The sequence below is a fragment of the Terrimonas sp. genome (genome assembly GCF_003075435.1).
Classification (GTDB): domain Bacteria; phylum Bacteroidota; class Bacteroidia; order Chitinophagales; family Chitinophagaceae; genus Agriterribacter.
Genome location: NZ_QCZJ01000019.1, coordinates 1 through 13106, shown reverse-complemented (window position 1 = coordinate 13106; position 13106 = coordinate 1). Strand labels below are relative to the sequence as shown.

Here is a 13106-nt window from a genome sequence, read left to right as displayed (position 1 = left end):
ATTTTGAAATCATTTTTTAAATAATTTATTTATTCAGGTCAAAACAGGATAGAAATGATAGTGCACATTTCTAAGTTTGTTGAGTTAGAATTAAAACTTTTACGAACGATTATGGATAGCCTGTTGAATACGAAAACGATGCACCCCCGCGACCAGATAACTCTTGTAATGCAAAGAATTTATGAACGGGTGCTAACAACAACTTCCGGCGGAAATTTATCTATCATTGACGATAACGGCGATATATGGATTACACCTACCGGTGTAGACAAAGGATTAATGAAACCAGCTGATATCGTGTGCGTAAAAAAAGATGGAACCATTATCGGCGACCATAAACCCTCTTCTGAATATCCCTTTCATCTCGCTATATACAATGAGCGCTCCGATATTAAAGCCATTGTACATGCACATCCCCCGGGCATGGTGGCCTTCAGTATTGTAAGAAAAACACCCAATACGTACATACTGCCGCAAACGCATTTGTTATGCGGAGAGATTGGGTATGCTGGTTATGCATTGCCCGGTACGGCAGCGCTGGGGGAAAGTATTGCTGTTGAGTTTAAGAAGGGTGTATCGGTAGTGATTATGGAAAATCACGGAACCGTAATAGGAGGTTCGGATATTTCAGACGCATACCAGAAATTTGAATCTGTTGAAATTACTGCCCGTTCTATTTTATATGCCAACATGATTGGAAAACCGGTTTACCTGTCTCCGCAAAAAGTAGCGGCATATATTGAGCAATTGCCTTTGCCTGCACAGGAAATGAAAGAAGTTTCTCATCCTTCTGCTGAAAGAGAAAAACGACTGGAGATATGTAAGATCATTAAGCGTGCCTGCAAGCAGGGGCTCATGTTGGGAGCTTACGGATCAGTATCTGCACGCTGGAACGAAAATGATTTTTTGATTACACCCGAAGGTATTTCTAAATGGGATATTACAATAAATGATATTGTACAGGTAAAAGATGGCATGCGGGAAAAAGGGAAAATACCAAGCAGCGCAGCACGCCTGCACCAGGGCATTTACGAAAAGCATAAAGAGATCAATGCCATCATCATTACACAATCTCCCTATCTTACTTCCTTTGCTATTACAGGTGCTGAGTTTAATGTAAGAACAATTCCGGAAACATGGATATATCTGCAGGATGTACAAATGGTTGAATTTGGCGAACAATTTACCGGAAGTGATACAATACCTGCTACCCTGTCTGCAGAAACACCGGTAGTGCTTGTTAAAAACGAATGTGTGATAGTAACCGGTAATAAACTATTGCAGGCATTTGATTATTTGGAAGTAGCCGAGTTCAGTGCTAAGTCACTTGTATTATCTACTTCACTGGGCGCAATGGTTCCGATTAGTGATGAGCAGGTGGAAGAACTGGGAAAAGTAATGGGACGATGGAAAAATTACGAGTGGAAAATGTAATCATACACTACAATCAACTTTAATAACAAAACGATAAATTGCCATCATGGATAATAAGTATGCGATCATATTAGGAAACCTGGGCAATACCAGGGATCGGTTTTGTCAGGGGTATAAAGTGAATCCTGGCTCGGAAGAAATGTTGAAAATTGCACTGGAACGCATGCCACATATACAGGGTATTGAGCTGGTAGGCACCTGGGATATAAGACCGGATAATGTAGAGGATATGAAAAAGCGGCTGGATGATGCGGGGGTGGCATGTGCAAGTATTATACCTGATACCTTTGGCGACAAAGTGTATGGAAGAGGCAGCATAACAAGTATTAATGCCAAGGTGAGGCAACAGGCTTTAGATTACCTGCGCCGCATGAGTGAGATTGCATTACAGATGAATTGCGGTATTGTAAACCTCTGGTTAGGGCAGGATGGTTATGATTATTTGCTTGCTACCGACTATGACCAGGAGCGCAACTGGCTTACTGAAAACACAAGAACAGTAGCCGCAGAATTTCCAACATTAAAATATGCGCTGGAGTATAAACCTAAGGAGCCACGTAATTTTTCCTATCATGCCCGCATGGCAGACACTATTTTAGCGGCTAAAGAAACAGGATGCGATAATGTAGGTGTTACCATTGATACAGGGCATAGCTTTTATGCCGGAGAAAATGTAGCAGAAGCTGTAGTACTGGCCAAAAGAGCAGGCAACCTGCTTTACCACATGCATTTCAATGATAATCACGGAAGCTGGGATGACGATATGATAGTAAGCAATGTGCATTTCACCTGCTACATAGAATTGCTATTTTGGTTGAAAAAAACCGGCTATAACGGTTGGCTGTCTATGGATCAGTATCCTTACAGGGAAGACGCTGCTGATGCTATTGCAGAAAGTATTTTATGGGTTAAAAAGTATGAACAAATAGTGGATACACACTATAATGAAATAGATGCGCTGATCAAAGAAAATGATGCGGTAAAAACATCCAGGTTCTTACGCAAATTAATAGCGTAGCCAAATTTTTATCTACCTAAATGATTGTTGATATGAAAATCTGCATTTTCCTTAAAAGGATATGTTCACTGTTGCTTTTATTCTTAGCGTTAACTACCACGGTTACAGCAAAAAACAGAGATCTCAATGCTGTAACAATTACTGCTATGCAGGTAGACAATGCAGAGAATCCACTGGGCATTGATTCCCGCACACCACAATTCAGCTGGCAAACAGCGGGTGATTTGCGCAATATAAAGCAAACGGCTTACCAGGTAATTATAACAGATGCTGCAGAAAAATTGCAGCTAAATGAAGGTGATATCTGGAACAGTGGCAAAGTATTGTCGTCACAATCCTCAGGCATTTTATACAGGGGCATGCCACTGGAAAGCCGCAAAAAATATTACTGGAAAGTATTGCTGTGGAACAACAACGACTCCGGTGCTGTAATTAGTGAAGCAGCAACTTTTGAAATGGGTTTGCTGTACCAGTCTGACTGGAGCGGAGACTGGGTAGGATTTCCTTCCGGCTGGATAGGAAAGGTGCATTATTTCCGCAGGGTTTTTTCTTTTCAGAAAGAAATATCAAAGGCACGTGCGTATGTAGCAGGAATTGGTTACAACGAGTTGGAGATAAACGGTAAAAAAGTCGGAACAAATGTATTGGATCCGGCTACCAGCGACTTCAGCAAAACCATTTACTATACTACTTACGATATTAAAGATTTTTTGAATAGAGATAATGTAATGGTGATTGCTGTTGCACCAGGCTGGTATGGTATGCCGAAGCTGCGCATGCAAATGGAGTTTTATTTTACCGACGGCACTATGGAAGTGATCAATTCCTCTTCTATACGGAATGTAACATTGGGTCCCGTTGTATCAGCAGGTATACTGGATGGCGAAGTATATGATGCACGCCTTGAAAATCCGGAATGGCGATTGCCATCAGATACCATCATTAAGGGATTACCCAATCAGGTATGGGGAGTGGCACCGGTAGTAGAAGCGCCTGGAGGTAAAATGGCAGCACAGCAATTAGAACCTGTAAGGATAGTAGAAGCATTTGCGCCGGTATCGGTAAAAGAAGTAACACAGGGAATTTATGTGATGGATGCCGGACAAAATATGGCAGGCTGGGTAGCATTGAAAGTAAAAGGGAATAAAGGAACAAGGGTTACACTTCGTTTTGCTGAAACACTATATGACAATGGTTTGGTTAACCAGGAGAATCTGCGTACGGCTGCTGCAACAGATGTGTATATTTTAAAGGGAGAAGGAGAAGAACAATGGGAACCGCGGTTCACATATCATGGCTTTAGGTATATGCAAATAGAAGGATGGCCGGGTAAGCCTGCGGTGGACAATTTTACAATAAAGAAGGTGAGATCTGATGTAGCCCCTGCGGGTCAATTCACCAGCAGCAACGACTTATTGAACCGCATTAACCAAATGGTGCAGCGCACGGAAGCAAGCAACCTGCATAGCATACCTACTGATTGTCCGCAACGTGATGAACGTATGGGATGGCTGAATGATTTAACGGTTCGTATAGAACAGGCAGTATATAATTTTAACCTGCATCGTTTTTACGCAAAATACATACAGGATGTGTGCGACACGCAAAATGAGAATGGAGAGATTACTGATACTGCTCCTTATAAAGTTGGCGGCAAGCCGGCAGATCCGGTATCCGTAAGTTTTCTTTTACTTGCACTGAAGAGCTATGAATATTATGGTAATACTGAGATCATTCGCAAACATTATACACAAATGAGAGCCTGGGTAGATTATTTAACTACCCGTACTAAAGACGGTATTGTGGAATACAGCTATTACGGTGACTGGTCGCCGCCTGCAGCCTTTGGCGCGCAGGGGCATAGCTATGGCGCTTTATCTGTTAATACACCAGGCACGCTGATGTCAACCGGATATTTATACTATAGCGCATCAGTACTTGCACACATGGCAGGCGTATTGGGAGATGTGGATGATAAACAAAAATACGAGCAACTGGCAGCACGTACTATGAAAGCGTTTAATGATAAATTCTGGGATGAGCAGAAAGGTGGCTACGGCACTAATAATCAATCCTGTAATTCCTTTGCTATATTTTTAGGCGCACCGGATAAAAGCAAGCTACCAAGAGTGGTAGCCAACCTGGCGCGTGATGTAAAGGAAAGAGGATATCATCTCACCACCGGGAACCTTTGCACCAAGTACCTGCTGGAAGCATTAACAGAAAACGGGGAAGCAGAAACAGCATATAAAATAGCTACTCAAACAACGTACCCAAGCTGGGGTTTTATGTTATCCCAAGGAGCTACTACATTGTGGGAACGATGGGAATATGAAACAGGGGGTTCTATGAACTCGCATAATCACCCTATGATGGGATCCGTAGGTTCCTGGTTATATAAATACGTTGCCGGTATACTGCCTGATATCAATCACCCCGGGTTTGAAAAATTTACCCTGCACCCCTATATATTTAATGAGCTGCAACACGCAGAAGCTTCTTACCAGTCAGTAAAAGGCACTATACTTTCTTCCTGGAAAAAATCAAAAGGAAGATTGGAGTATAATGTTACAGTTCCTCCCAATTCGGTAGCAATAATTTTCATCCCTACCAGGGATGTGAAATCAATAACAGAAGGCGGGCGTCGCATAAAGGATATTAAAGATTATACATTTCTCCGCATGGAAGGCGATGCAGCCGTATACGAAATAGGTTCAGGAGTATACAGGTTCAGTTCAAAATGGTAATACTATGAAGTTCTTTTATATAGGTTTATTATGGTGTCCTTTGCTTGCTATTTGTCAAAGCAATGATTATGATGCCTCAACTGAGCAGATTGTAGGCATTGATCATTTTGGCCGTAGCTTTCCAGCTATCGGCGGTTATAAACTCGGTAAGCAGGTAGGTATATTTTACTGGCCGTGGATAGGGCAGCCATTAGCATCTGGCATATATGACGCTACTACAATCAGCGCTATGCCTGATGGTATAAAGTTGCTTTACGATCCAAAGCATCAGGATCAAACCATCAGTCCTACAGGACAGGCACATTTCTGGGGCGAACCATTATGGGGTTACTATAATTCCGCAGATGAGTGGGTCATTCGCAGGCAAATGAAAATGCTCACTATTGCGGGTATTGATTTTATCGCATTTGATTTAACCAATCGTGTTACCTATCGTTCGGTATATGAAAAAGTTTTCCGTATTATTGAAGAATTGTTTGAAGAAGGATGGTCACCACCCCGTGCTGTTTTCTATACACATTCCAGGTCGTTTGAAACAACGCAACAGCTTTATAAAGAGCTGTACAGGCCCGGCTTATATCCCAATGCCTGGTACATGGTTAATGGTAAGCCGATGATCATTGCCTATACCAACGAAACAGATGACAGAGCTGAAGCCCTTTCACGCAAAGATTCCGCGTATCACCCTGTTTCACATACGCAGGAACTGAAAAATTTTTTCTATTTCAAAAAACCGCAATGGCCGTTCGACCCGGTATTTGAAGATGGTTTTCCATGGGTGGAATGGAGCTTTCCACAGCCATTGCACGGAGGCATCATGAGTGTGTCTGTAGCAAGCCATCCCAAAGTTCCCATGTCTAGATCAATTACATCCGGTTGGATTAACTGGGGTAGGGGTTGGGATCCGGATGCAAAACAAAATAAAAAAGAAGATGTTGATAAAGGCACTTTTTTTCAACGCCAGTGGGATCATGCCATTCAAATCAACCCAGACACTATTTTTATTGGCGGCTGGAATGAATGGATAGCCTATAAGCAAATGTGGGGCGACGAATTTATGCTTTGTGATGCAGCAAATAAAGAATACTCCCGTGATATAGAACCCATGCGTGGAGGTTATGAAGATGCATTCTATATCCAGATGATTAAAAATATCCGTCGCTATAAAGGGCTCCCGGATAATTACGAAGGTAATACACCTCTTACTATTGATATAAGGGATAATATTGCGCAATGGGCAGCAGTAAAAGCAATTTACACGAATATAGATGCAAAAGCAGAAGGCAGAAATTATACCGGCGCTTCAGCTAAGATCAATTATACAACAGCAGCACCAGTCAACAATCTTCGTGAGATAAGAGTAACACATGATGCCGGCAATTTTTATTTTTTTGTAAAAGCAGACAAGCCCTTTGTGAATACAGGCAATAACAGCCTTCAATTATTGATAGGCAAAAACGACCTGTCAGTAGCAGGATGGCAGGGATATGAATATGTGGTAGAACCTGATATACAAACAGGCAAGTGTATGGTGTACCAGTTGAACAAGGAAAGGAAAAAATTAAAAACAGGAGAAGCCGCCTGTATGCTGGAGAGAAATATATTACAATTGCGCATTCCCCGCAAATCAATTGCCGCAGATAATAATACAAAACAACTCTATTTTAAAATAGCAGACGGTATTGCAAAGCCCGATGATATTATGGAGTATTATATAAGCGGTAGTGCCATGCCTATGGGAAGACTCAGCTACCTGTACCGTATGAATAAATAAAAGATGAATTGCCGTATGAAAAAAGTATTCGCTTTATTTAAAACAGCGTTCTTCGCTGTATCCTTCTCATTTGTATTACAGCAATGTGTACCGGGTAAAGGCAGCAGCCTGCAGGTAAATACACTTACCGTAGAAGGCAGGGACACACTTCTGGGCTCAGATATACTGCAACCACGGTTCAGTTGGAAAATTGAATCCGGCAAACAAGATGTAAAACAAATAGCTTACCAGGTTTGGGTATCAGGCAATAGCGATGCATTAAGTAAAAATGAAGGAGAGATATGGAATAGCGGCAAGGTAGCGTCAGATTCTTCTCTGAATATACTATACAAAGGCAAACCATTGCAAGCCTTTCAATCCTATTACTGGAAAGTAAAAATCTGGGACAATCATGGAGAAGAAGCTGAAAGTGAAACAGCTTACTGGAGCATAGGTATGCTGCAACCTTCAGACTGGCAGGCTAAATGGATTGGGCTAAATGCGTTTAATAAGAATGACCAGCCTGATAGTACATTCACAAGACTATCCGCAAGATACCTGCGTAAGGAATTTTCTGCAGATAAAAAAATTACAACAGCCACTGCATATATCAGTGGCATGGGTCTATATGAGCTCTATCTTAATGGAGAAAAAGTAGGTATTGATGTTTTATCTCCAACAGTATCTGAGTACAATAAAAAAATATTTTATAACACCTACAATATCACAAAACAGTTACAACAAGGTGCTAATGCTGTTGGGGTGATATTGGGTAATGGCCGTTTTTTTGCCGTTCGTAATTATCATGGTAGGCCAAATCCTTTAACACAAATAGCTCAGGCACAGTACGGATTGCCGCAGGTTTTGTTGCAACTACGCATTCAGTATGCAGATGGATCGGCTGCCTGGGTTAATTCGGACAAAAGCTGGAAGGTAACAGACAAAGGGCCAATACTTGCAAACAACGAGTTTGACGGGGAAGAATATGATGCTACTAAAGAATTGACAGGATGGAATAAAACAGGATATAATGACCAGGCATGGAAAGTTGCAGACCTGATGTCGCCGGGAAATGTGAGTATAGAAGCGCAGCCCAATGAGAATATCCGCGTTAAAGAAACATTGAGTCCCATATCTATGCATGAAACGCCGCGTGGCTCTTACATTCTTGACATGGGCCAAAATATGGTGGGCTGGTTGACCATAAAAGTAAAAGGAGTCAAAGGAGATACCATCCGCATGCGTTTTGCCGAAACAATGAAAGGAAAAGATGCTTTATACCTGGCGAATATGCGCGATGCGCAGGTGACGGATAAATATATACTCAAAGGTGATGGCTTGGAATATTGGGAGCCCCGCTTTACTTATCACGGTTTCCGTTTTGTTGAAATAGAGGGTTTGAAAAGCAAACCCGGCATAAAGGATTTTACCGGCAAAGTAGTATATGATAATGTGGCTACTACCGGAACTTTTGAAACATCTAATAAAACTATAAACGCTGTATTTAAAAACGCCTACTGGACCATACGGGGCAACTACCGGGGTATGCCTACCGATTGCCCGCAAAGAGATGAGCGGATAGGATGGTTAGGCGACAGAGTAATGAGTTCTTATGGTGAAAGCTTTTTATTCGACAATTCCCGTTTATATGCCAAATGGCTTGATGATATCAAAGATGCACAAAAGGAAAACGGAAGCATTCCTGACATTGCGCCAAGTTTTTGGGATCGCTATGCAGACAATGTTACTTATCCCAGCGCTTTCATCCTGATTCCCGGAATGCTGCGCAAACAATTTGGAGATAACCGCAGCCTGGAGAAACAGTATCCTGCCATGAAAAAATGGGTGTTGTATATGTGGAATACATACAGGGAAGGCGATCTTGTACTAAAAGATAATTATGGTGATTGGTGCGTACCGCCTGAATCACTGAACATGATATGGTCGCAGGATCCTAGCCGTGTTACCAATGGCGGTCTGCTGGCTGCTGCTTACTATTATTACTGTTTGGGATTGATGAAACAATATGCTATACAATTGAAGCAAACCGAAGATGCAAATAATTTTAATGCGATAGCACAAAAGGTATTGACCGCTTTCAACAAGAAATTCTATAACGCTGCTACAAAATCTTATGCTAATAATACGGTAACGGCTAACCTGCTTCCGCTTAGTTTCGGTATGGTGCCGGCAGAAGATAAGGCTACCGTGTGCAACAATATCCGTAACCGCCTCAAAGAATTTAACGATCACGTAAACTCCGGCATCATTGGTGGCATGTGGTTAATGCGGGGATTAACAGACAATGGCATGCCTGATGTAGCCTATAAGCTGGCTACCAATACTACCTACCCAAGCTGGGGCTATATGGTTGAGCAGGGGGCAACTACCATCTGGGAGTTATGGAATGGTGATGCGGCCAACCCGGTGATGAACTCAGGCAATCACCAGATGTTGCTCGGAGATCTGTTGGTGTGGTATTATGAATACCTGGCAGGCATAAAAACAGATACGGAAGAAGTTGCTTTTAAAAAAATCATCATGAATCCCATTTTCCCCGAAGGACTGGATTTTGTAAAAGCATCATTAGATACAAAATATGGAATTGTAAAAAGCGAATGGAAAAAAACTGTAACAGGCCTGGAGTGGAATATTACTATACCGGCAAATACATCAGCAGCAATTATGCTACCCGGCAATAAGAATGCAATAACAGAAGGAGGAAAATCATTGACACAACACCAGCTAAGAAATGAAGATAAAGTCGATGACAATAAAACTTTGATTACAGTAGGATCAGGCACCTACCAATTTGTAATAAAAAAATAAAACGATATGCAGGTTCTTTTTGGCATCATCTATCATTTTATTGGCGGAGTAGCCTCCGGCAGCTTTTATATACCCTATAAAAAAGTAAAAAGCTGGTCATGGGAAAGCTACTGGCTGGTTGGCGGGTTATTTTCATGGCTTATTATTCCACCCTTTGTGGCATGGCTCACGATACCTGAATTCAGCAGCATCATTGCAGGCGCCGCGTTCTCTACTTTGTTCTGGACCTTTTTCTGGGGTATACTCTGGGGCATTGGCGGACTGATGTATGGATTGGGCATGCGCTATCTAGGCATGTCGCTGGGAAACTCCGTTTTACTAGGATTCACTTCTGCTTTTGGCTCCCTGGCTCCCCCCATTTATTACGACCTTGCCGGCATAGAAGGAAAAGTAACATTTACGCAGTTATTACAAACTACCTGGGGCAATGTAATTTTATTGGGAGTAGTGCTTTGTTTGATTGGCATTTATATTTGCGGCAAAGCCGGATTTCAAAAAGAAAATGAGTTGCCGGAAGAAAAAAAGAAAGAAGGTGTAAAAGAGTTCAACCTCAGAAAAGGACTGATCGTTTGTATTATATCAGGTATTTTAAGTGCAGGATTTAATTATGGCATTGAAGCCGGCTCATCGCTGGCTGATGCTGCAAATAATTTATGGAAAGCCGCACACCCTGAAGAAAGCGTCAACTTCCTTTTCCGTAACAATGTGATCTATGTAGTTTTATTATGGGGCGGCTTAACAACCAATTTTATCTGGTGCATGATATTAAATGCCCGCAACAAAAGTTTTGGCGACTACTCCAATAAGAAAACGCCACTTGCAAAAAATTATCTTTTTTGTGCTCTTGCAGGTACTACCTGGTTTATGCAATACCTGTTTTATGGCATGGGAGAAAGCAAATTAGGTAATGGCGCCAGCTCGTGGATATTACACATGGCATTTATTATACTGGTAGCAAATTTCTGGGGGTTTGCGTTAAAAGAATGGAGTGGCGTAAGTAAAAAAACAAAGAGAACGATCATTGCCGGCATTGCAACTATTATTTTAGCGGTAATTGTAGTAGGCTATGGTAACTCGCTGAATAAATAAAGCAGCAGGAAAAATGTAGCGACATGAAAACGAAGATTCCGGTTATTGCCATATTTGATATTGGAAAGACAAACAAAAAATTACTCCTCTTTGATGAGCAATATAACCTTGTGAAAGAAGTATCGGACCGTTTTGCGGAAGTGACGGATGATGATGGCTTTCCCTGCGATGATATTGCATCGCTGAGTGAATGGATAATGCAGCAGTACAGGCAGCTTCTTCGTTCAGAAGTATATGAACTGAAGGCAGTGAATTTTTCCACTTACGGTGCATCGCTCGTGCATATTGATAAAGAAGGTAACCGGATAGGTTATCTCTATAATTACCTGAAACCTTACCCGCCTGAACTGATGCAGCAGTTTTTAAATGCAAGAGGTGGGGCAACTGTTTTTTCGCAACAAACAAGCTCACCTGTAATGGGACATTTGAATGCGGGAATGCAACTATACTGGCTTAAAGAAAATAAACCTGTATTTTTTAACAATATTGGCACGTCACTTCACTTTCCGCAATACCTCAGCTTTTTGCTAACAGGTAAACGATTTGCAGAAATGACAAACCTGGGAGCTCATTCCGCCATGTGGGATTTTGATAAGAAACAATATCACTCATGGCTGCAACAGGAGAACTTACGGCAACGGCTATGTGAAGTATTGCCTGGCGACACTGCAGTGAGCACACCCGGAACAATAACCATCGGGATTGGTCTGCATGATAGTTCTGCGGCTACCATCCCATACCTGGCCAGCTTTACAGAGCCATTTATTATTTTATCAACAGGCACCTGGACAATCAGCCTCAATCCTTTTAACAGCAGTTTACCTACAGCAGCAGAACTGGAAAAAGGATGTTTGAGTTATTTAACTTACCAGGGTAATCCGGTAAAAACTGCTATGCTCTTTGCCGGGAATGACCACGATCAGCAGGTAAAAAGAATAGCAGATCATTTCAATGTGGCGCCTGAGTTCTATCAATCCCTGGAATATGACGCCTCTCTTATAGAGAAATTACAGGCTACTCAAACAGCTATTTTGCCTTTCATCGGTAGTGCTACAACACCCAGTGTTTTTCACTCGCGTGTATTATCCGGTTTTGATGATGCAATAGCAGCATATTATCAATTAGTAGTTGATATTATAGCGCAACAGGCTCTGTCTACCCGCATGATATTACAAAACAGTTCAGTTAAGCATATGTACGTAGATGGAGGTTTTTGCAGGAATAAAATTTATATGCAATTACTCGCAAACACTTTTACAGGTATAAAAGTATACGCAACATCTATGATGCAGGGCACAGCACTGGGTGCTGCAATTGCAATTCACCCACATTGGAATACACAACCTTTATCCAAAAATCTTGTAACGCTAAGGCAATGGAAACCAATGGGCAATTAAGGATTAAAGACATAGCAAAATAATCATGTTTGCTAACTTATTTCCAACGCAAAGAAATGCCGAAACGCTATCACAGTTCAGGACAGTATTACTAAATAGCTGTTATATTTTTATGACTTAAATAACCCATGCTTGCTTTGTCTTCTTTACTTCCTGCATGGCTCCATATTACGGATCATCAGTTAAAAAATGGTTTGTTATGTTAATACAAAAAACATTTAAGCACGTAAGTTACCTGTGGGAAGAATCCAAAGCGGCTGAACTGGCAGGCGATGAAGTGGCATTATTGATATACCGTTCCAATTTACTTGGAGCAGACCTCAGGCTTACCAATTATGGTGGGGGTAATACTTCATGTAAAGTAATCAGTAAAGATCCTTTAACCGGCACGGAAACAGAAGTGATGTGGGTAAAAGGCTCAGGAGGCGATTTGGGAACATTGAAAAAAAGTGGTTTGGCTGCATTGTATGTGGATCGTTTAAGAAGTCTTAAAAACGTATACAGAGGCTTGCAGTATGAAGATGAAATGGTAGAACTGTTTAACCATTGCATTTTTGATCTTGCTTCAAAAGCGCCTTCAATAGATACGCCGTTGCATGGTTTTCTTCCGTTTAAGCATATTGATCACCTGCACCCCGATGCCGCCATTGCAATTGCTGCGGCTAAAGACGGCAAACGCATTACCAAAGAATTATTCAACGGAAAGCTTGGTTGGGTAGAATGGAGAAAACCCGGCTTTGAACTGGGGCTTGAGCTGAAAAAATGTCTTGACGAAAATCCAGGTATCCGTGGTATCATGCTCGGTTCTCATGGTTTATTTACCTGGGGTGATACTGCTT

The 13106-nt window shown here is 41.7% G+C and carries 8 protein-coding genes; all 8 read left to right on the top strand.

All coding sequences use genetic code 11. The features are described 5' to 3' along the window. Window positions 1-54 precede the first annotated feature (54 nt). On the top strand, window positions 55-1434 hold the full coding sequence (locus tag DC498_RS18260; protein WP_206197687.1) for a class II aldolase/adducin family protein: 1380 nt from the start codon (window positions 55-57) through the stop codon (window positions 1432-1434). A gap of 46 nt (window positions 1435-1480) precedes the next feature. Continuing rightward, a complete protein-coding gene (locus tag DC498_RS18255; RefSeq protein ID WP_116875597.1) occupies window positions 1481-2452 on the top strand; it encodes a sugar phosphate isomerase/epimerase family protein in 972 nt (323 codons plus the stop codon). Between the two features lie 32 nt (window positions 2453-2484). Beyond that, a complete protein-coding gene (locus tag DC498_RS18250; protein ID WP_165813888.1) occupies window positions 2485-5199 on the top strand; it encodes an alpha-L-rhamnosidase in 2715 nt (904 codons plus the stop codon). A gap of 4 nt (window positions 5200-5203) precedes the next feature. After that, window positions 5204-6973 carry a hypothetical protein gene (locus tag DC498_RS18245; protein WP_206197686.1) on the top strand — a complete coding sequence of 590 codons (1770 nt, stop codon included), beginning with the start codon at window positions 5204-5206 and terminating at the stop codon, window positions 6971-6973. Between the two features lie 15 nt (window positions 6974-6988). Continuing rightward, window positions 6989-9781 (top strand): alpha-L-rhamnosidase, encoded by a 2793-nt coding sequence (locus tag DC498_RS18240; protein ID WP_165813887.1) that lies wholly within the window; start codon window positions 6989-6991, stop codon window positions 9779-9781. Between the two features lie 6 nt (window positions 9782-9787). Continuing rightward, a complete protein-coding gene (gene rhaT, locus DC498_RS18235) occupies window positions 9788-10870 on the top strand; it encodes an L-rhamnose/proton symporter RhaT (RefSeq protein ID WP_116875594.1) in 1083 nt (360 codons plus the stop codon). Between the two features lie 23 nt (window positions 10871-10893). After that, window positions 10894-12267 (top strand): FGGY-family carbohydrate kinase, encoded by a 1374-nt coding sequence (locus DC498_RS18230; RefSeq protein WP_116875593.1) that lies wholly within the window; start codon window positions 10894-10896, stop codon window positions 12265-12267. 199 nt (window positions 12268-12466) lie between these two features. Then, on the top strand, window positions 12467-13106 hold a 640-nt coding region (locus DC498_RS18225; protein ID WP_206197685.1), incomplete at its 3' end, for a class II aldolase/adducin family protein.

Excerpts from the sequence above, each read along its gene's own strand:
- DC498_RS18260 (WP_206197687.1), top strand. The coding sequence starts at position 55 with ATGATAGTGCACATTTCTAAGTTTGTTGAGTTAGAATTAAAACTTTTA.
- DC498_RS18255 (WP_116875597.1), top strand. The coding sequence starts at position 1,481 with ATGGATAATAAGTATGCGATCATATTAGGAAACCTGGGCAATACCAGG.
- DC498_RS18250 (WP_165813888.1), top strand. The coding sequence starts at position 2,485 with ATGAAAATCTGCATTTTCCTTAAAAGGATATGTTCACTGTTGCTTTTA.
- DC498_RS18245 (WP_206197686.1), top strand. The coding sequence starts at position 5,204 with ATGAAGTTCTTTTATATAGGTTTATTATGGTGTCCTTTGCTTGCTATT.
- DC498_RS18240 (WP_165813887.1), top strand. The coding sequence starts at position 6,989 with ATGAAAAAAGTATTCGCTTTATTTAAAACAGCGTTCTTCGCTGTATCC.
- rhaT (WP_116875594.1), top strand. The coding sequence starts at position 9,788 with ATGCAGGTTCTTTTTGGCATCATCTATCATTTTATTGGCGGAGTAGCC.
- DC498_RS18230 (WP_116875593.1), top strand. The coding sequence starts at position 10,894 with ATGAAAACGAAGATTCCGGTTATTGCCATATTTGATATTGGAAAGACA.